This is a genomic window from Streptomyces sp. NPDC059524 (assembly GCF_042749255.1).
Taxonomy (GTDB): domain Bacteria; phylum Actinomycetota; class Actinomycetes; order Streptomycetales; family Streptomycetaceae; genus Streptomyces; species Streptomyces xanthii.
Window position 1 is genome coordinate 39,337 of the sequence record NZ_JBHYTK010000008.1, and the last position, 19,680, is coordinate 59,016.

Annotated in this window: 19 protein-coding genes and 1 tRNA gene; 7 read left to right on the forward strand and 13 right to left on the reverse strand. The window is 71.7% G+C overall.

Features of this window, described 5'->3' with window-relative positions:
* Positions 1–75: 75 nt before the first annotated feature.
* A complete protein-coding gene (locus ACFW9D_RS03735; RefSeq protein ID WP_384617339.1) occupies positions 76–1,125 on the forward strand; it encodes a peptidoglycan DD-metalloendopeptidase family protein in 1,050 nt (349 codons plus the stop codon).
* Positions 1,126–1,146: 21 nt separating this feature from the next.
* Here ACFW9D_RS03735 and ACFW9D_RS03740 read toward each other — a convergent pair whose 3' ends face one another.
* The 7 genes from ACFW9D_RS03740 to ACFW9D_RS03770 form a co-directional block, all read right to left on the reverse strand.
* Positions 1,147–2,031: an HAD-IIB family hydrolase gene (locus ACFW9D_RS03740; protein ID WP_188337912.1), complete on the reverse strand. Its 885-nt coding sequence runs from the start codon at positions 2,029–2,031 to the stop codon at positions 1,147–1,149.
* An 88-nt stretch (positions 2,032–2,119) separates the two neighbouring features.
* Positions 2,120–3,061 (reverse strand): LLM class flavin-dependent oxidoreductase, encoded by a 942-nt coding sequence (locus tag ACFW9D_RS03745; RefSeq protein ID WP_384617342.1) that lies wholly within the window; start codon positions 3,059–3,061, stop codon positions 2,120–2,122.
* Positions 3,062–3,091: 30 nt separating this feature from the next.
* Positions 3,092–3,559: a hypothetical protein gene (locus ACFW9D_RS03750; RefSeq protein ID WP_384617345.1), complete on the reverse strand. Its 468-nt coding sequence runs from the start codon at positions 3,557–3,559 to the stop codon at positions 3,092–3,094.
* Positions 3,560–3,591: 32 nt separating this feature from the next.
* Positions 3,592–4,134, reverse strand: coding sequence for an RNA 2'-phosphotransferase (locus tag ACFW9D_RS03755; RefSeq protein ID WP_384617347.1), 543 nt, complete (start codon positions 4,132–4,134; stop codon positions 3,592–3,594).
* Positions 4,135–4,277: 143 nt separating this feature from the next.
* Positions 4,278–5,201: a MerR family transcriptional regulator gene (locus ACFW9D_RS03760; RefSeq protein WP_384617349.1), complete on the reverse strand. Its 924-nt coding sequence runs from the start codon at positions 5,199–5,201 to the stop codon at positions 4,278–4,280.
* Positions 5,202–5,286: 85 nt separating this feature from the next.
* A complete protein-coding gene (locus ACFW9D_RS03765) occupies positions 5,287–7,068 on the reverse strand; it encodes an SDR family oxidoreductase (protein ID WP_384617352.1) in 1,782 nt (593 codons plus the stop codon).
* Positions 7,068–7,910 (reverse strand): M24 family metallopeptidase, encoded by an 843-nt coding sequence (locus ACFW9D_RS03770; RefSeq protein WP_384617354.1) that lies wholly within the window; start codon positions 7,908–7,910, stop codon positions 7,068–7,070. The genes ACFW9D_RS03765 and ACFW9D_RS03770 overlap by 1 nt, the downstream gene beginning before the upstream one ends.
* Before the next feature lie 288 nt (positions 7,911–8,198).
* Between ACFW9D_RS03770 and ACFW9D_RS03775 the strand changes: the two genes are divergently transcribed.
* The 6 genes from ACFW9D_RS03775 (at position 8,199) to ACFW9D_RS03800 (ending at position 12,416) form a co-directional block, all read left to right on the forward strand.
* Positions 8,199–9,197, forward strand: coding sequence for an ABC transporter ATP-binding protein (locus ACFW9D_RS03775; protein ID WP_188337906.1), 999 nt, complete (start codon positions 8,199–8,201; stop codon positions 9,195–9,197).
* Positions 9,187–10,089 carry an ABC transporter permease gene (locus ACFW9D_RS03780; RefSeq protein ID WP_384617357.1) on the forward strand — a complete coding sequence of 301 codons (903 nt, stop codon included), beginning with the start codon at positions 9,187–9,189 and terminating at the stop codon, positions 10,087–10,089. The genes ACFW9D_RS03775 and ACFW9D_RS03780 overlap by 11 nt, the downstream gene beginning before the upstream one ends.
* Positions 10,086–10,997, forward strand: coding sequence for an ABC transporter ATP-binding protein (locus tag ACFW9D_RS03785; protein WP_188337905.1), 912 nt, complete (start codon positions 10,086–10,088; stop codon positions 10,995–10,997). The genes ACFW9D_RS03780 and ACFW9D_RS03785 overlap by 4 nt, the downstream gene beginning before the upstream one ends.
* A gap of 9 nt (positions 10,998–11,006) precedes the next feature.
* Positions 11,007–11,726 carry an ABC transporter permease gene (locus tag ACFW9D_RS03790; protein WP_188337904.1) on the forward strand — a complete coding sequence of 240 codons (720 nt, stop codon included), beginning with the start codon at positions 11,007–11,009 and terminating at the stop codon, positions 11,724–11,726.
* A 102-nt stretch (positions 11,727–11,828) separates the two neighbouring features.
* Positions 11,829–12,035, forward strand: coding sequence for a hypothetical protein (locus tag ACFW9D_RS03795; RefSeq protein WP_384617360.1), 207 nt, complete (start codon positions 11,829–11,831; stop codon positions 12,033–12,035).
* A 278-nt stretch (positions 12,036–12,313) separates the two neighbouring features.
* Positions 12,314–12,416 (forward strand) — tRNA-OTHER (locus ACFW9D_RS03800).
* A gap of 45 nt (positions 12,417–12,461) precedes the next feature.
* On the opposite strand, the gene ACFW9D_RS03805 is transcribed toward ACFW9D_RS03800, so the two are convergent.
* From ACFW9D_RS03805 to ACFW9D_RS03830, 6 genes are all read right to left on the reverse strand, one after another.
* Positions 12,462–13,289, reverse strand: a complete 828-nt coding sequence (locus ACFW9D_RS03805) for an HAD family hydrolase (protein WP_384617362.1) — start codon at positions 13,287–13,289, stop codon at positions 12,462–12,464.
* Between the two features lie 45 nt (positions 13,290–13,334).
* A complete protein-coding gene (gene serS, locus ACFW9D_RS03810; protein ID WP_384617365.1) occupies positions 13,335–14,606 on the reverse strand; it encodes a serine--tRNA ligase in 1,272 nt (423 codons plus the stop codon).
* 614 nt (positions 14,607–15,220) lie between these two features.
* Complete coding sequence (gene pheA / locus ACFW9D_RS03815; protein ID WP_188337901.1) at positions 15,221–16,156, reverse strand: prephenate dehydratase; 936 nt, start codon at positions 16,154–16,156, stop codon at positions 15,221–15,223.
* A 42-nt stretch (positions 16,157–16,198) separates the two neighbouring features.
* Positions 16,199–17,473: an iron uptake transporter deferrochelatase/peroxidase subunit gene (gene efeB, locus ACFW9D_RS03820; protein WP_384617367.1), complete on the reverse strand. Its 1,275-nt coding sequence runs from the start codon at positions 17,471–17,473 to the stop codon at positions 16,199–16,201.
* Positions 17,474–17,479: 6 nt separating this feature from the next.
* Complete coding sequence (locus ACFW9D_RS03825) at positions 17,480–19,405, reverse strand: copper resistance CopC/CopD family protein (protein ID WP_384617369.1); 1,926 nt, start codon at positions 19,403–19,405, stop codon at positions 17,480–17,482.
* Positions 19,406–19,419: 14 nt separating this feature from the next.
* Positions 19,420–19,626, reverse strand: a complete 207-nt coding sequence (locus ACFW9D_RS03830; RefSeq protein ID WP_384617371.1) for a copper chaperone PCu(A)C — start codon at positions 19,624–19,626, stop codon at positions 19,420–19,422.
* Positions 19,627–19,680: the final 54 nt, after the last annotated feature.

Sequence of the window (19,680 nt, forward strand, 5' to 3'; positions counted from 1 at the left end):
CGTCCGGGGCAGCGGTTCCCCCGGGCGCACGCGCTCCACAGGTGCGGTCGGGCGGGGCGGGTGACGATCCGTTACATGTCCCAACGACCCCGCCGTTCCCGCAGTTCGCTCGTCGTCCCGGCGGCGCTGTGCGCGCTCGTCGCCCTCGGAGGCACTCCCGCGCTGTCCGTGGGGGCCGACGGCCCCGAGGCGAGCGCCGAGGTGGCGCGCCTCTACGAAGAGGCGTCCAAGGCCTCGCAGCACTACGAGGAGGGGCGCAAGGCCGCCGAACTCCAGAAGGCGGAGGCCCAGCGCATAGAGCGGCTGCTCGCCGAGGAGCGGCGGGAGAGCGCCGTGCTCCACGACGACCTCGGGCGCATCGCCCGCGCCCAGTACCGCAACGGCGGCGACATCCCGGTCGCCGCCCAGATGCTGCTCTCCGACGACCCCGAGGAGTTGATGCACGGTCAGCGTGCCGCCTGGCAGGCGGATCTGGCGCTGGACAACGCGGTCGCGAAGAGTCAGCGGGCCGAGAAGAAGCTGGAGGAGGGACAGCGCAGGGCGACGGCCGCGTGGCTCTCCCTGAAGAAGCGCAACGACGAACTCGCCGGCCTGAAGAAGAGCATCGCGAGCAGGCTCCAGGCGGCGCAGTGGACGCTGCAGGGCCAGGCGGAGAGTTCGGTGGCCGCCGGTCAGTGCCGGGGCGCGGTCCGTCTCGACCAGCCCGCGTTCACCTCCACGCGCGCGTGGGTGCCACCGGTGGAGCGGTACAAGCTGTCGGCGGGCTTCGACAGCGCGGGGGCGCGCTGGGCGCACCGGCACACCGGGCAGGACTTCGCGGTCGACATCGGCACGCCGGTCCGTTCGGTCGGGGACGGGCGCGTGGTGAGCGTGTCCTGCGGCGGCGCCTTCGGCATCCAGATCGTGCTGCGGCACGCGGGCGGCTACTACACGCAGTACGCGCACCTGTCGTCCGTCGCGGTGGACCAGGGCGAACAGGTGAAGGCCGGCCAGTGGATCGGACAGTCCGGCACGACCGGCAACTCGACGGGGCCGCACCTGCACTTCGAGGTGCGGCTCACGCCGTATCTGGGCTCCGGGGTGGACCCGATGGCCTGGTTCGCGGAGCGGGGCGTCGGGTTGTGACGGGCCGGGCGCCGCTACGGATCAGCGGTTCGCGAGGATCTCCTCGATGACGCGGGCCACGCCGTCCTCGTTGTTGGTGGCCGTGCGGCCCGTCGCGGCGGTCAGGACGTCCGGGTGCGCGTTGCCCATCGCGTAGGAGCGGCCCGCCCAGGCGAGCATCTCCATGTCGTTGGGCATGTCCCCGAAGGCGACGACCTCCGACGGGTCGATGCCGCGCTCGGCGCAGCACAGCGCGAGGGTGCTCGCCTTGGAGACCTCCCGCCCGCTGATCTCGAGCAGCGCGCTCGGGCTGGAGCGCGTGATGGCCGCCAGGTCGCCGACGGCCGCGCGGGCCAGCGCCAGGAACGCGTCGGGGTCCAGCTCCGGGTGGTAGGCGAGCAGCTTGAGCACGGGCTGGTCCGCGACGTCCTCGAAGTCGGCGGAGAGCAGCTTCTCCGCCGGGGCGACGGTCTCGCCGGGGTCGAGGTGCAGCGGCGGGTACGCCGGCTCGTGGTGCAGCCCGCCGGTCCGCTCGACGGCGTACGCGGTGCCGGGCGCCGCCTCCCGCAGGATCCGTACGACGTCCAGCGCGTCCGGCACCGCCAGCTCGCGCACCTTGACGAACCGGTGCCGGCCGGGGCCGTCGTGGAGGTCCACCACGGCGGCGCCGTTGCCGCAGATCGCCAGGCCGTGACCGTGGACGTGGTCGGCGACCACGTCCATCCAGCGGGCCGGGCGGCCGGTCACGAAGAAGACCTCGATGCCGGCCTCCTCGGCGGCGGCGAGCGCGGCGACCGTACGAGGGGAAACGGTTTTGTCGTCGTGCAGCAGAGTGCCGTCGAGGTCCGTGGCGATCAGCCGGGGCGCGGAGAGGGCCGGGGTCCGGGGCCCAGGAGTCGATGAGGTCACCGCCCCATGGTCGCGCATCTGGGTGCACGGGCGTGCGGCGGGGCGCGCAGATGAGTACGCACCTGGCGCGTCTGCCCCGCCTGCCCCGGACCGTCGGGAGCCGGTTTCAGCCGAGCTGGGCGAGGGCGTCCGTGGCGATGGCCTCGAAGACCTTCTGGTCGGCGGCGAAGGGCGTGTCGGGGATCGGCCAGTGCAGCACGATCTCGGTGAAGCCCAGGTCCCGGTGGACGCCCGCGAAGTCCACGAAGGCGTCGACGGAGTCCAGCGGACGGGCCCGGTCCGGGGTGAAGCCGGAGAGCAGGATCTTGTCCAGTCCGGCCACGTCGCGGCCGATGGCGTCGCACGCCGCGGTCAGCTTCTCGATCTGTCCGCGAATGGCTTGAACCGACTGCTCCGGAGTGCCCGACTCGAACAGCTTCGGGTCGCCGGTGGTCACCCACGCCTGACCGTGCCGCGCGGCGAGCTTCAGCCCGCGCGGACCGGTCGCCGCCACCGCGAAGGGCAGCCGGGGACGCTGCACACAGCCCGGGATGTTCTGCGCACCGCCCGCCGAGTAGAACGTGCCGTCGTACGTCACGGTGTCCTCGGTGAGCAGCCGGTCGAGCAGCGGCACGAACTCGGCGAAGCGGTCGGCCCGTTCGCGCGGGGTCCACGGCTCCTGGCCGGCGCTCGCGAGAGCGGTGGCGTCGAAGCCGGTGCCGCCCGCGCCGATGCCGAGCGTGATCCGGCCGCCGGAGATGTCGTCCAGGGAGATGAGCTCCTTGGCGAGGGTGACGGGGTGCCGGAAGTTGGGGGAGGTCACCAGGGTGCCCAGGCGCAGCCGCTCGGTCGCGGTCGCGGCGGCGGTGAGCGTGGGGACGGCGCCGAACCAGGGCCCGTCGCGGAACGGCACGCGCCAGGACAGGTGGTCGTAGGTGTACGCGGTGTGGAAGCCCAGCTCCTCGGCGCGCACCCAGGCCTCGCGGGCCCCTTCGTGCCAGCGTCGGTGGGGCAGGATCACGGTGCTCAGACGGAGCGGGGACTGCGGTGTGCGGGGCGATTCGGTCATGCCTGCGAGCGTAAGCGGCCCGGGCCGCCTTCAGCGGACCTGGCGGCTGAGCCAGGGCGTGAGGAGGGTCGCCGGTACGAGCTCCTTGTAGGTGCGGTCGCCGGGCAGCGGGACCACGAGCCGGTAGCCGGGCGGGAAGAACCGGCCGCGGACCTGGGCGAGGCCGCTGAGGCAGGCGCGCAGGAATGCGGGCACGTCGTCGCGGGGCACGTCGTGGAACTCGACGCCCTCGACGGTGATCAGCGCGTCGCCCTCGGGGTACAGCCGCACGTCGATCCGCGGCGATCCGCCGAGCTCGACGTACGCCTCGTGCGGCAGCGAGCCGTCGGGATCGGTCGTGGTGCCGACGCCCGCGGCGGTGCGCCGGGAGGTCCGGTCGCTGCCGATGTCGTGCTCGACGACGCACTCCACGGCGTACTCGTCGGCGAGCGCGCGCAGTGCGGAGACGGCCGCTTCGGTGCTGGGCAGCGGGGTCCGGCTGCCGGGTTCCTGGTCCATACCTGTCGATGATGCCTGAGCCGGGGCCCGGATCAGCCGGGGAAGCGCAGGTAGCGCGGGGGGACGGCGGACGTCAGCCAGACCCCGTTCGCGCTCACACGGAAGACGTGGCCGTCGCGGTGCATGGCGCCCGCGTCGACGGACAGCACGACGGGACGGCCGCGCCGGGCGCCGACGCGGGTGGCGGTCTCCCGGTCGGCGGACAGGTGCACGTCGTGCCGGTCCATCGGGCGCAGCCCCTCGGCCCGGATCGCGTCCAGGAAGCGGGGGACGGTGCCGTGGTACAGGTACGCGGGCGGCTCGGCGGGCTCCAGGCCCAGGTCGACGGCGATCGTGTGGCCCTGGTTGGCCCGGATGCGGGTGCCGTCGATCGTGAAGCGCCGCTTGTCGTTCTCGGCGACGACGCGGTCCAGCTCGGCGCGGGTGAAGGGGAAGCCGTGGGCGGCGGCCGCGGCGAGCAGCGTCTCGATCTCGACCCAGCCGGCCTCGTCGGGGGTCAGCCCGATGCGGTCCGGCCGGTGGCGCAGGTGGCGGGACAGGTACTTCGACACCTTCACGGTGCGGGGGTCGTCCATGGCGTCAGGGTGCCCCGGAAGCCCCGGCGAAGTCTTCGGAAATTTTTTGCTCGCATGTTTGATCCACAAGCAAGTCGCGTTATCCACAGGGGAATTGGCGATTCTGTGGACAACTCGCAGGCGATATGCCCACTTTGGCGAACTCAGTGTTCGTTGTTGTGATTTGAGGCGAGTGAGTCCAATGTCCTGGCCTGCACCTCGCGTTCGGCGGCCGCCGCGATGAACGCCGAGACGTGCTCAGGCCCAACCAGCGTGCGGACGGCCCGCATCGTGCCGGCCGGCATCGTGATCGTCTGCGGCTCGTCGGGGAGCGTGGTCACCGGTCCCGCCGCCAGGTGCCGGTTGAGGTGCTGGGTCGCGAACAGGCGCATCGCACGGGCCAGTTCGGCGTCCACCGACTGCTGGGCGAGCGGTCTCAGCCGTCGCACGAGGGAGGCCGCTTCGGCCGCTTCGGCGTCCGTCGGCGGGAGCGGGCCGAGATAGCGGGCGAAGACGTGCTCGGTCGTGAACTCCAGGAAACGGGCGGCGATGTGCTCGATCTGCCCCCTCAACTCCCTGAGATGGCCCGAGATCGCGGACAACGGCACGCCCGCGGCGTACAACTCGACCGCCACGGCCAGCTCTTGGGGGCTCGGCACGAGGAACTCGTCGTCCCGGCCCGGCACGCGCTCCAGCACACCGAGCTCGATCGCGTCCTGCACGGCCGCCTCGTCCGGGTCGCCGCCGAACCTCGCGTCGAGCTCCGCGCGCGTGATGCGCCCGGCCCGCTCGTCGGTCCACGGCTTGTCCACCTCGGCGACCAGACCGAGCACGCCGCCGAGCCCCCGGCCGGCGTCCCAGGCCTCCAGGAGCTCCTTGATCGAGGCCAGGGTGTACCCGCGGTCGAGCAGGTCGGCGATCTGCCGCAGCCGCGACAGATGGGCGTGCGTGTACACGTTCGACCGGCCGCGCCGCTCGGGCCGGGGCAGCAGGCCCCGGTCCTGATAGGCACGGATGGTGCGGACCGTGGCGCCGCTGTGGTGCGCCAGGTCCTCGATCCGGTATTCGGCGACCGACTGCTCCGTCACACCCCACGCCCCTCGGTCGTGCCGGCCCTGCGCGGCGAACCTTCCTGCGAGGGATGGTACGACCGGCGCGGCCGGCCCACGACACTCACAACGGCGGCTCCATCCGTGCGATCGCGCGCAGGGCCCGGGGCGTGAAGCGGGACATCAGGTGGGCGCCGCGCGCCTCCGGGGTGACCGGGACCACCGCCTTGTTCTGCACGACGGCGTCCAGGATCGCGTCGGCGACCTTCTCCGGCGGATAGTTCCGCCGGCCGTACAGGCGCGAGGACTTCTCCTGGCGGCGCTTCTCCTCCTCGGCGTCCGCGCCGGCGAAGCGGGCCGTCGCCGTGATGTTCGTGTTCACCAGGCCCGGGCAGATCGCGGAGACGCCGATGCCCTGGCCGGCCAGCTCGGCGCGCAGGCACTCGCTGAGCATGAGGACGGCGGCCTTCGACGTGCTGTAGGCGGGCAGCGCCTTGGACGGCAGGAACGCGGCCGCCGACGCCGTGTTGACGATGTGGCCGCCCTGGCCGCGGTCGGCCATCTGCTTCCCGAACAGACGGCAGCCGTGGATGACGCCCCACAGATTCACGTCGAGGACCTTCTTCCAGTCCTCGGGGGTGGTGTCGAAGAACGAACCCGACAGGCCGATGCCCGCGTTGTTCACCAGCACGTCCACCACGCCGTACTCGGCCGCGACCTTCTCGGCGAGCTTCTCCATGGCCTGCTCGTCCGAGACGTCGACGGTCTCCGCCCAGGCCTCGGGGGCGCCGATCAGCTGCGCCATCTCGGCGGTCCGGGCCGCGCTCTCCGCGTCCCGGTCCACGGCGATCACCCGCGCCCCGGCCTCGGCGAACGCGAACGCGGTGGCCCGGCCGATGCCGCTGCCGGCGCCCGTGACCAGGACGAGCTGCCCGCCGAACCGGTCCGCGTACTTGCCGGAGGGGGTGGCGCGCCGCGCGGGCACGCCGCCCTCCCGCGCCTCGTGCGCGGTGACGAACTCGCCGATCCAGGCCGTGAGCTGGTCGGGACGGGTGCGCGGCACCCAGTGCTTGGCGGGCAGGCTGCGCCGGGTCAGGTCCGGCGCCCACAGCTCCAGCTGGTCGTAGAGCCGCGGCGAGAGGAAGGCGTCCCCGAGGGGCGTGATGAGCTGCACGGGCGCGTGCGCGTACGCGTCCTCGCGGGGGCGGGTCAGGCGCGCCCGCACGTTGTCCCGGTAGAGCCAGGCGCCGTGGGCGGCGTCCGTGGGCAGCGACGCCGTCGGGTAGTCGCCGGCGGGGACGCGCTCGACGCGCTCCAGGATCTTCGGCCAGCGCTTGCCGAGCGGGCCGCGCCAGGCCAGCTCCGGAACCACCGGCGTGTGCAGCATGTACACGTACCAGGACTTGGCGCCCTGGCCGAGCAGCTGGCCGACCTTGCGGGGCGTGGGCCGCTTCATGCGCTGCTTGATCCAGTGCCCGAAGTGGTCGAGGGACGGGCCCGACATCGAGGTGAAGGAGGCGATGCGGCCCTCGGTGCGCTTGACCGTGACGAACTCCCAGGACTGCACGGAGCCCCAGTCGTGCCCCACGACGTGGACCGGCCGGTCCGGGCTCACGGCGTCGATGACGGCCACGAAGTCGTCGGTCAGCTTCTCCAGGGTGAAGCCGCCGCGCAGCGGGGACGGAGCCGTGGACCGGCCCATGCCGCGCACGTCGTAGAGGACCACGTGGAAGCGGTCCGCGAGGCGCGTGGCGACCTCGGACCACACCTCCTTGGAGTCCGGGTAGCCGTGCACCAGGACGACGGTGGGCCGCGCCGCGTCGCCGAGCTCCACGACGCACAGCTCGATCCCGCCCGTGGCCACCGTGCGCTCGCGCGCGCCGTGGATCTTCGTCAGGTCCGTCATCAGATGCCCTCCGCCCAGCGCCGCACGTGCGGCAGATCGTCGTCCAGCCAAAACGCGCTCTCCTCGGGGTCCTTGGAGTCCGTCACCACGAGGAGCTCCTCGAACTTGGCGCCGGTGCCGCGGAATCCGAGGTGCGGCTCCACGGCCCACAGGCCGGGTTGCGGCGGGTGGTCGGAGAACCGGTACGGGGACCACAGCGGCGACCAGCCGTCCCGGTGCCCGTGCAGCGCGTCGCTCGCCAGGCCCTTGAGGGACTGCGTGCCGAAGCCGAACAGCGTCGGGTTCAGCCGGCGCCCCCTGACCCGGTCCACCTTGTGGGCGATGACGCCGAAGGGGTACGCCCGGTGCCGGTTCGCATAGCCCTGGCGGACCATGAGCCGGTCCACGTCCTCGTAGATCTCCCGCAGCGAGCGGCGCTCGCGCACCTCGCGCAGGATCAGCTCGCGGTGCGCCCGGAGGTCGGCGAGCAGCTTGTCGTGCAGCGGGCTGAGGCCGAGACAGCCCGAGTAGCCGATGTCCGCCGTGTAGCCCTTGTGGACCGGGGCCATGTCGAGGATGAACGGCATGCCCGCCTCGAGCCTGCGGTTCGTCGGGAAGAACTGCAGCGGGACGCGGAAGTTCACGAACGCGGTGCGGTCGCCGAACCAGGCGAAGGGCAGGTGGAACCAGTCCCGCACCCCGCGCTCACGCAGCCACTCGCGCTGCATGCGCGCCGCCTCGCGCTCGGTCACACCCGGCTTGAGCTGCGCCGCGACCGCCTCCGCGCACTCGTACGCGAGGGTCTGCACTTCCCTGAACCCGCGCAGCTCCGCGGAGAGCTCCCGTGCCACTGCTGTGGTCATGCCACCGTCCGTCCCGGTCACGGCCGCCCGTGACCGGGACGTCGCCGTACGCGCTCGTAACTTGACACTGATGAATGTGACAATGACCGGCGTCGACGTCAAGAGCCCTGCGGCAGACTGTGGAAAACGTCCGCGATGTGCACAACCGGGCCACCACGACGGGTGACGGACCAGGGGTCGAGGGAGTACTCGGGGCTGACCCCCTAGGGACCCGTACGCCTCAGGTCGCATACGAGGTCGACCCCACGGTCTGACGTCAGATGTGGCCTGCGCCACTAGCGTCGAAGCGTGACTGTGATCGCGACCGAAAGCCTGAGCAAGCGGTTCCCCCGGGTGACCGCGCTTGACCGGCTGACCATGGACATCGAGCCCGGGGTGACCGGACTCGTCGGAGCCAATGGAGCCGGCAAGTCCACCATGATCAAGATCCTGCTGGGTCTGTCCCCCGCCTCGGAGGGCCGAGCCGAAGTGCTCGGGCTCGACGTCGCGACCAAGGGCGCCGAGATCCGCGAGCGGGTCGGCTACATGCCCGAGCACGACTGCCTGCCGCCCGACGTCTCGGCCACCGAGTTCGTCGTCCACATGGCGCGCATGTCGGGCCTGCCGCCCACCGCCGCCCGCGAGCGCACGGCGGACACGCTGCGCCACGTCGGCCTGTACGAGGAGCGCTACCGCCCCATCGGCGGCTACTCGACCGGCATGAAGCAGCGCGTGAAGCTGGCCCAGGCGCTCGTCCACGACCCGCAGCTGGTCTTCCTGGACGAGCCGACCAACGGCCTGGACCCGGTCGGCCGCGACGACATGCTCGACCTGATCCGCCGCGTCCACTCCGAGTTCGGCATCTCGGTCCTCGTCACCTCGCACCTCCTCGGCGAACTGGAGCGCACCTGCGACCACGTCGTCGTGATCGACGGCGGCAAGCTGCTGCGCTCCAGCTCCACCAAGGACTTCACGCAGAGCACCGCGACACTCGCCGTCGAGGTCACCGACAGCGACGCGCACCCCGACGGCACGCGCGCGTTGCGCGAGGCGCTCGCCGGGCGCGGCATCGAGACCCACACCGGCGGCGAACTGCCCGGCGCCGGACACATCGTCCTGCTCACCGCCCAGGGCGAGCAGACCTACGACCTCGTGCGCGACGTCGTGGCCGACCTCGGCCTGGGCCTGGTGCGCATGGAACAGCGCCGGCACCACATCGCGGAGGTCTTCCGCCCGGCCGACGAACAGCAGGAACCCCTCGCCTCCGTGGCGGCACAGCAGACGGGAGGCGGCCACGATGACCACTGAGCCCATGCCCACGGACCGCGCGTCCACCCAGATCCACAACATCGGCTACCGCCACTACGACGGCCCGCGCCTCGGCCGCGCCTACGCCCGCCGCTCGCTCTTCTCGCAGAGCCTGCGCGGCGCGTACGGACTGGGCCGCTCGGCCAAGTCGAAGGTGCTGCCCATGCTGCTCTTCGTGGTGATGTGCGTGCCCGCGCTGATCATGGTCGCGGTCGCCGTCGCCACCAAGGCGAAGGACCTGCCGCTCGACTACACGCGCTACGCGATCGTCCTCCAGGCGGTGATCGCCCTCTACGTGGCCTCGCAGGCGCCCCAGGCCGTCTCGCGCGACCTGCGCTTCAAGTCCGTACCGCTCTACTTCTCGCGCCCCATCGAACGCGGCGACTACGTGGCGGCGAAGTTCGCCGCCATGACCTCCGCCCTGTTCATCCTCACCGCCGCGCCGCTGATCGTCCTCTACGTAGGCGCACTGCTCGCCAAGCTCGACTTCGCCGAGCAGACCAAGGGATTCGCCCAGGGACTGGTCTCCGTGGCACTGCTGTCACTGCTCCTCGCCGGCATCGGGCTCGTCATCTCCGCCGTCACCCCGCGCCGCGGCTTCGGCATCGCCGCCGTGATCGCCGTCCTGACGATCTCCTTCGGCGCCGTCTCCACCGTCCAGGCGATCGCCGACGCGCAGGACAACGGCGGCGCGGTCTCCTGGCTCGGCCTGTTCTCGCCGATCACGCTCATCGACGGAGTGCAGACCGCCTTCCTGGGCGCCACGTCCGCCTTCCCCGGCGCGCACGGCCCCTCGTCCGGCCAGGGCGTGATCTACCTCCTCGTCGTCCTCGGCCTCATCGCCGGCTCCTACGGGCTGCTGATGCGCCGCTACCGGAAGGTCGGGCTGTGACCTCCATCAACATCGACCACGTCTCGCGCTGGTTCGGCAACGTGGTCGCCGTCAACGACATCACCATGACGGTCGGCCCCGGCGTCACGGGCCTGCTCGGCCCCAACGGAGCGGGCAAGTCCACGCTCATCAACATGATGGGCGGCTTCCTCGCCCCCTCCAACGGCACGGTCACCCTGGACGGGCAGCCGATCTGGCGCAACGAACAGATCTACCGCCACATCGGGATCGTCCCCGAGCGCGAGGCCATGTACGACTTCCTCACGGGCCGCGAATTCGTCGTCGCCAACGCGGAGTTGCACGGTCTCGGCAAGAAGGAGGCGGGGCGGGCCCTCGCCACCGTCGAGATGGAGTACGCGCAGGACCGCAAGATCTCGACGTACTCCAAGGGCATGCGCCAGCGCGTGAAGATGGCCTCCGCGCTCGTCCACGAACCGTCCGTGCTCCTCTTGGACGAGCCGTTCAACGGCATGGACCCGCGCCAGCGCATGCAGCTGATGGACCTGCTGCGGCGCATGGGCGACGAGGGCCGCACGGTGCTTTTCTCCTCGCACATCCTCGAGGAGGTCGAGCAACTCGCCTCCCACATCGAGGTGATCGTCGCCGGACGGCACGCGGCGAGCGGCGACTTCCGCAAGATCCGCCGCCTGATGACGGACCGCCCGCACCGCTATCTGGTCCGCTCCAGCGACGACCGCGCCCTGGCCGCCGCACTGATCGCGGACCCGTCCACCGCCGGCATCGAGGTCGACCTCAAGGAGGGCGCGCTGCGCATCCAGGCCGTCGACTTCGGCCGCTTCACGACGCTGCTCCCCAAGGTGGCGCGCGAGCACGGCATCCGCCTGCTCACGGTCTCGCCGTCCGACGAGTCCCTCGAGTCCGTCTTCTCGTACCTGGTCGCGGCGTAGGAGGCCCTGATGTACGACCCCACTGTCGCCCGGCTCACCTACCGGGCCCTGCTCGGCCGCCGCCGGGCCCTCATCCTGTTCGCCCTGCCCGTGCTGCTCATCGGCATCTCGGCACTGGTCCGCGGCCTCACCGGCGCCGACGACCAGACCGCGACCGACGTCCTCGGCGGCTTCGCGCTCGCCACGATGGTGCCGCTCATCGGCGTCATCGCGGGCACGGGCGCCATCGGCCCCGAGATCGACGACGGCTCCGTGGTCTATCTCCTGTCGAAGCCCGTGAAGCGGCCCACGATCATCTTCACCAAGCTCATCGTGGCGGTCGCCGTCACCATGGTCTTCTCCGCCGTCCCGACCCTGATCGCGGGCCTGATCCTGAACGGGAACGGGCAGCAGATCGCCGTCGCCTACACGGTCGCGGCCCTGGTCGCCTCCATCGCGTACGCCGCGATCTTCCTGCTGCTCGGCACGGTGACCCGGCACGCGGTCGTCTTCGGCCTCGTCTACGCCCTGGTGTGGGAGGCCCTCTTCGGCTCCCTGGTCGCGGGGGCCCGCACCCTCAGCGTGCAGCAGTGGTCCCTCGCGGTCGCCCACAAGGTGGCGGGCGGCGACCTCGTCACCTCGGACGTCGGTCTTCCCCTCGCGACGGTCCTCCTGGTGGCGGTCACGGTCCTGGCCACCTGGTACGCGGGCCAGAAGCTCCGCGCCCTGACGCTGGCCGGCGAGGAGTAGGACCGTTTCGCCCGCTGTGCGGATCTTGACGCCGATTTCACCCTCCTCTCCGGACACTGGGGGAGGGTGAGCGGTCCGTACGCCGCCCGAGGAGGAGCTGCGATGGACGACGCCGACGCCTGGGACGACGTGGTGCTGGACGCCGACTTCATCCGCGGCGCGGAGACGGCGGAGCCGTCCGCGCGGGCCCGCATGCTCGCGGCCCGCTGGCGCGACGGCGGCCCCGACCCGCAGCCGTGGCGCTCCGACGAGCCGCCCGCGGGATGGTTCTTCAGCAAGGCCAGGCGCCGCAGACGGCGGCGCCGCTGACTCCGGGCCTCCGGGCCTCCGGGCTTTTAATCGGTGGCGGTCAACGGCCGGGCACGGCACAGTAGTTGTGTCACCGCGCCGGGGCGTAAGGCTCCGGCGGGCCGTCTACCGGGAGAGGAGCGCGACGATGAAGTTCAGTAGTCCGTCGAGCTCCCGGCAGGGCAGCCCGAGGCAGGCTCCGGAGTAGTCACTGCACTCCGTCGAGCCCCGCCCCAGGGGTGCTGCCCGGGGCGGCCGCTTCGAGCACGTGCCCTCTGAGGCGCGTGGGCCGCCCACCCGGAGGATTGGCCGAGTGGTAAGGCACCGGCTTGCACTGTGCTCATTCAGAGCGAGTCGTGGTCGGGGTTGAACCCCGCGCGCGTTCGATCCGCGCATCCTCCGCAAGCGCAACCGCAAGCAACCGAGACCGGTTCGAGCGACCGGCACTCAGCCGAGCAGACGCTCCAGGACCACCGCGATGCCGTCGTCCGCGTTCGACGTCGTCACCTCGTCGGCGACGGCCTTCAGCTCGTCGTGCGCGTTGGCCATCGCCACACCGTGCGCGGCCCAGCCGAACATCGGGATGTCGTTGGGCATGTCGCCGAACGCGATGGTGGTCGCCGCCTTCGCGCCCAGCCGGCGCGCCGCGAGCGACAGCCCCGTGGCCTTCGACAGCCCCAGCGGCAGCAGCTCCACGACGCCCGGGCCGGCCATCACGATGCCCACGAGATCGCCCGCCACGGCGCGCGCGACCGAGGCCAGCTCGTCGTCCGACAGCTTCGGGTGCTGGATGTAGACCTTGTTGAGCGGCGCCGCCCACAGGTCGGCGACCTCGGTGAACGGGATGACCGGGAGCGGCCCCTCCTGCACCTGGTAGCCGGGGCCGACGATCACCTCGCCCGCGAGGCCGTCGCGGCTCGCGGCGATCGCCAGCGGGCCGGTCTCGGCCTCGATCTTCGACAGGGCGAGCCCCGCCAGCTGCCGGTCGAGCGTCACGGACGTCAGGAGACGGTGCTCCCCCGCGTGGTAGACCTGCGCGCCCTGGCCGCACACCGCGAGTCCCTCGTAACCGAGGTCGTCGAGGATGTGGCGGGTCCAGGGCACGGCCCGGCCGGTGACGACGATGTGGGCCGCGCCCGCCGCGGTGGCCGCGGCGAGCGCCTCGCGCGTGCGCTCCGAGACCGTGTCGTCGGGACGCAGCAGCGTCCCGTCGAGGTCGGTCGCGACGAGCCGGTACGGAAAGGCGGCGGGTGCAATCGGAGCGGGCTGGCTCACTTGGTGATCGGCTCCAGACGGTTCTGACGCGGGTTCACGAACGCCTCACTTGGGTTCGAGAACCGTTCGTCCCCCCAGGTACGGGCGCAGGACCTCGGGCACCCGTACGGAGCCGTCGGCCTGCTGGTGATTCTCCAGGATCGCGACGATCGTGCGCGGAACGGCGCACAGCGTGCCGTTCAGCGTGGCGAGCGGCTGGACCTTCTTGCCGTCGCGCATCCGGATCGACAGACGGCGGGCCTGGAACCCGTCGCAGTTCGACGCCGAGGTCAGCTCGCGGTACTTGCCCTGGGTGGGGATCCACGCCTCGCAGTCGAACTTGCGCGAGGCCGAGGCGCCGAGGTCACCGGTGGCGACGTCGATCACCTGGAAGGGCACCTCGAGGCCGGTCAGCCACTGCTTCTCCCACTCCAGGAGACGCTTGTGCTCGTTCTCCGCGTCGGCCGGGTCGACGTACGAGAACATCTCGACCTTGTCGAACTGGTGCACGCGGAAGATGCCGCGGGTGTCCTTGCCGTACGTGCCGGCCTCGCGGCGGAAGCACGGGGAGAAGCCCGCGTAGCGCAGCGGCAGCTGGTTCGCGTCGACGATCTCGTCCATGTGGTACGCGGCGAGCGGGACCTCGGAGGTGCCGACCAGGTAGTAGTCGTCCTTCTCCAGGTGGTACACGTTCTCCGCGGCCTGGCCGAGGAAGCCGGTGCCCTCCATGGCGCGCGGGCGCACCAGGGCGGGGGTCAGCATCGGCGTGAAGCCGGCCTCGGTGGCCTGGGCGATCGCCGCGTTGACCAGCGCGAGCTCCAGGAGCGCGCCGACGCCCGTCAGGTAGTAGAAGCGCGAGCCGGAGACCTTCGCGCCGCGCTCGACGTCGATGGCGCCGAGCGCCTCGCCGAGCTCCAGGTGGTCCTTGGGCTCGAAGCCCTCGGCGCCGAAGTCGCGGATCGTGCCGTGCGTCTCGAGGACGACGAAGTCCTCCTCGCCGCCGCGCGGGACGTCGGGGTGCACGATGTTGCCCAGCTGGAGGGCGAGGGTCTTGGTCTCCTCCTCGGCCTCGCGCTGCTCGGCCTCGGCGGCCTTCACGTCCGCCTTGAGGGACTCGCCCTTCTTCAGCAGCTCCGCACGCTCCTCGGGCGTGGCCTTGCCCATGAGCTTGCCGAGCGCCTTCTGCTCGGAGCGCAGTTCGTCGAAGCGGAGCCCGGACGACCTGCGCCGCTCGTCGGCGGACAGGACGGAGTCGACGAGGGCGACGTCCTCTCCACGGGCGCGCTGGGAGGCGCGAACACGGTCGGGGTCCTCACGGAGCAGGCGAAGGTCAATCACCCCTCAAGGCTACCGTCGCGTGCTCGCGGCTCACGCCCGGATATCCGGCGCCCGGCGACACGGCGGTTTATGTCCCATTTGCCGGAATGTGCATTTAGCCTGGAATGCAAGATCGGGAACTCCGTCAAGGAAAAGCGGGCCGGTCCCTGAATGGGGGCAGGTGGCGGGCGGGGCCTTGACCCGACTCCCTTGCGGGGTGCGGAATTTGGCGCCCGCTGTCCACAGGGATTCACCGTTCCGAAAAGTTATCCACAGGCTGTGTGAGAGATCTGTGGACTGCGGAAGAGATCGTTCCGAAAGCCGCATGTGGAGCGAAGCATTCTCGATCCAAACCCGCTTCGGACTCACTTTCGGGTGGAAATGCTTCACTCTGAAGAGTTGATCGACGGAAATGGGTGGACGAGGGGTGAGGTGCGGGCCTGTGGAGGGAGTTGGGGTCGGTAGGGCGATTTGTCGACGGAATCGACCCTTCCTGTCGACTTGTCCCCAGGTCGAGAAGGGCACCTGTGGATAACTCCTGTGGATGAAGAAAATCCGCTGGTAGGACCGGTGGTCCAGACCGCGAAGAGCCGGGCCCGACGGTGGAAAACCGGGCCCGGCTGTGGGAAACGGAGCTAGAAGCGGCCGTCCTGGCAGCGCGCCAGCCAGTCCGACGCCGCCATGAACTCCCCGTCCGAGGTCCCGGCCCGCGGCGTCCGCACGTCCGCGACGGCGACACCCGCCCGCGGATAGGAGCCGAGGTAGCGCACCTGCGGGCACCTCCGCTTCAGCCCCATCAGCGCCTCCGCCACCCGGCGGTCCGAGATGTGTCCCTCGGCGTCGATCGCGAAGCAGTAGTCACCGATCCCCGTGCCGGTCGGCCGGGACTGCAGCAGCACCAGGTTGACCCCGCGGATCGCGAACTCCTGCAGCAGCTCCATCAGCCCGCCGGGGTGGTCGTCGCTCTGCCAGATGACCACGGACGTCTTGTCGGCCCCGGTCGGCGCCGCGGGCCGGGCCGGCTTGCCCACCAGCACGAACCGGGTCTGCGCGTTCTCCGCGTCGTGGATGTCGGTGACCAGCGGGGTCAGCCCGTAGCGCTCGGCCGCGAAGACACCGGCGAACGCGGCGTCGAAGCGGCCCTCCTGCACGAGCCGGGCCCCGTCCGCGTTCGACGCGGCGGACTCCCAGGTCACGTCGCCCGCCAGATGGGTCTTCATCCAGTTGCGCACCTGGGGCTGGGCCGCCGGGTGCGCCGTCACCGTCTTGATGTCCGACAGCTGCGTGCCGGGCCGCACGAGCAGCGCGAAGGTGATGTCGAGCAGCACCTCGCGGTAGATCATCAGCGGCTCGCCCGCGACCAGCTCGTCGAGCGTCGTCGTGATGCCGCCCTCGACCGAGTTCTCGATCGGCACGAACGCGGCCTCGGCCTCACCGGACCGGACGGCGTCGAGCGCCGCCGGCACCGAGACCATGGGGACCAGCTCCCGGGTGGCCGTCTCCGGGAGCGTGCGCAGGGCGACTTCGGTGAAGGTGCCCTCGGGGCCGAGATACGCGTAGCTGGCTGGCATGCAGTCACCCTAATGCGGCCCGGCCCCGGGGCGGGCCGGAGCTCAGCCCTCCAGCAGCTCCTGCCCCACGTATCCGCCCTTCTGAGCGCCGCCCGGCACCGCGAACAGGCCGCTCGACTCGTGCCGGATGAACTCCGACAGGGCGTCGCCCCGGTCGAGCTTGCGCTGCACCGGCACGAAGCCGCGCAGCGGATCCGCCTGCCAGCAGATGAACAGCAGACCCGCGTCCACAGTGCCGTCCGCCGCGATGCCGTCGTGGAAGGAGAACGGGCGGCGCAGCATCGCGGCCCCGCCGTTCTGGTCCGGCCGGCTGATGCGCGCGTGCGCGTTGATCGGCACGACGAGATCGCCGCCGGGGCCGGTCCTCTCCAGGTCCGGCTCGGTCGTCTCGGAGCCGCCGCTGAGCGGCGCCCCCGTCGACTTCCGGCGCCCGATGACCGCCTCCTGCGCCTTCGCGCCGAGCTGCTCCCAGTCGTCGAGCAGCATCCGGATGCGGCGCACGACCGCGTACGAGCCGTTCGCCATCCAGTCGGGGGAGCCCGAGGCGGGCACGAAGATCCGCTTGTCGAAGTCGGCGTCGGACGGCTTCGGGTTGTTCGTGCCGTCGACCTGGCCCATCAGGTTCCGGGCCGTCATCGGGTGCGCGGTGGCGCCCGGCGAACGGTTGAAGCCGTTCATCTGCCAGCGCACCTTCGCCGCCCCGCCCGCGTCCTTCTGGATCGCGCGCAGGGCGTGGAAGGCGACGAGCGAGTCGTTGGCACCGATCTGCACCCACAGGTCGCCGTTGCTGCGCGCCTTGTCGAGGTGGTCGGAGAAGAAGTCCGGCAGCGGGTCGAGCGCGCCCGGCCGCTGCTTCTCCAGACCGGTACGGGCGAAGAAGCTGTGCCCGAAACCGAAGGTGACCGTCAGCGAGGACGGACCCGCGTCCCGCGCGACGTCCGTGTCGTCCGCTCCGGCGGGCTCCCCCGCCATCAGCCGCTCGGCCGTCGCCGACCAGCGGCGCAGCAGCGCGGCCGCCTCCTTGCGCCCCGCGCCCGGCGCGAGGTCGAACGCCACGACATGGCCGCGGGCCTGCATCGGCGTGGTGATCCCCGGCTGATGTTTCCCGTGAAACATCACGCGGTCCGCGCCGAGCGTGGTCAGTGCCGTCTGCTGCTCCGGCGCGGTCGCCGAGGCCACGGCGTATCCGGCGCCCGCCCCGACGGCGCCCAGGGCGACGCCGGTCGCCCCGGCCGTGCCGATCAGACGGCGGCGGGAGATGCCGGGGGCGCCGGGCCCGGAGGTGTCCGCGGCCGTACGGCTCTGGGTGTCAGCCATGGTGGTTCAGCCGATCTTCGCGTTCTTGGTGACGGTCACTTGGTCGATGTCGGAGGTGCGCACGGTGACCGCGATCTTCCAGTCGCCGGCCACGGGGATCTGCACGCCGCTCGCCGTCCAGTGTCCCGTGGCGATGCGGTCGGGCACGACGGACAGCGGGCCGATCTTCTTCGCCTCCTGGGTGAAGGACACCTTCACCTCGGGGACGTCGAAGGCCTTCCCGTTGGGGCGCAGCACGTAGACGTGCATGTCGTTGTCGCCGGTGCGGCCCGGGTCCACGTCGAGCAGGACCGAGCCCTTGCCGTCCGCGGCGCCCGTGTCGAACGGCATCTTCAGGGAGACCGGCCCCGCCTGCGTCTGCGCGGCGGCGCCCGCGGCCTTGGCCTCCTCCTCCGTACGGCCCGGCTCGGTGCTGGTCAGGATCGTGGTGACGACGAGCAGGACCACGGCGACACCGGCCTCGGCGAGCACCGAGCGGCGCAGCCCGAAGCGCTGCGGGTCGGCGTCGCGCACCCGCTTCTCGCGGGCACTGGCCATCGCGGCGCGCTGCCGGGCGAGCTGCGCGGCCCGCTCGGGGCTCTCGCCGTCCCGGCCGCCGCCCTTGCCGGAACCGGTGCCCGCCGTGCCCTTGGCGCCGCCCCCGACCTCGACCGGTTCCTTCTTCCCGGCCGTCCGCTGCTCGACCACGCTCGCCGTGACCGCTTCCTCGGTGATCCGGCCGGTCCAGCGGCGGGAGATCCAGGCGATGCCGACGAGCAGCGCCACGAGCCCGATCTTGATCAGGAGCAGCTGACCGTAGCGGGTGCCGGTCAGCGCCGACCAGGAGCCGACCTGCCGCCACGACTGGTAGATCCCGGTCGCCGCGAGCACGACGACGCTGCCGAACGCGACCCGGGAGAAGCGGCGCACCGCCGAGGCCTCGATCGAGGGTGCCCGGTACAGCGCGACGAGCAGCGCGCTCAGCCCGCCGAACCAGGTGGCGACGGCCAGCAGGTGCAGCACGTCGACGGGCATCGCGATGCCGGTCTGGATGCCGGTGGAGGCGTGCTCGGCCATGGCCCAGGTGGCGCCGAGTCCGGCGGCGACGACCGCGCCGCCGACCGCGAGCCCGAAGGTGAGGTCCTTGAGCTCCTTCTTGTCGCCGTCCTCGGCGCGCTTCACATAGGCGCCGAAGAGCACGGCGATGAAGAGCGCGGCCGCGGCGAGCAGCAGCAGCCGGGAGGTGAGCGCCGCGCCGGTCTTCGTCTGGAGGACCTGTCCGAGCAGCGTCATGTCGAAGACGTCGCCGAGCTTCCCGGAGCCGGTGTAGGCGCCGCGCATCAGCAGCATGGCGATGGTGGAGGCGGTCAGCGCGGTCCAGCCCGCCACGACGACGCGCTGCACCGGCTTGATCCCGGCGCCGCGCGGCCAGCAGGCCAGCACGAACACGGCGCCGCCCACGAGGAGCACGTAGCCCGCGTAGGAGAGGTAGCGCGTGACGCCGTAGAGGGCGCCCACGACGCCGCCGCCCGCGTTCTGGTCGGTCAGCACCGCGGAGGTCTTGGAGGGGGCGCCGATCGAGAACGTGAAGGCGCCCGAGACGGGATGGCTGTCGGCCGACACGACCTGGTAGGCGACGGTGAACGTGCCGTCCGGCAGGCCGGAGTGCAGCCCCACGGCGTACTTGGTGCCGCCGGCGCCGCGGGCCTTGCCGTCGTCGACGCGCTTGCCCGCGGGGTCGAGTACGCGCAGCGAGTCGTCCGACAGGGCGACGGTCTCGGAGAAGGTGAGCGTCACCCGCTTCGGCGCCGTCTCGACCACCGCTCCCTGCTGGGGATCGCTGCCGGTCAGCGCGGCGTGCGCGGACACGGGAGCGGCACCGGCCAGGAGCGCGCCGGTGACGGCGAGGAACAGCAGCACCAGGTGCCGGAAACGGGGAGCGATGGTCTTCACGTGCGGTCAGCCCCTCAATGAGACGCGTGCGACGTCGGGTTGTAGGTGGCGGCCTTCACCGGGAAGTCGACCTTGACGGTGCCGGACTCGGCGAAGTGCAGCTCCACGGCCACCTTGTCGCCCTCCTTCGGCTTCCGCTTCAGGTTCTCGAACATGAGGTGGTCGGCGCCGCGCTCGAAGTCCAGCTCGCCGGGGGGGGGGGCCCCCCCACCCCCGCCCAAGGGGGGCAGCAGGGCCCCCCCCCCGCCCCCGCGCGGGGGGGGGACCCCCCCCCC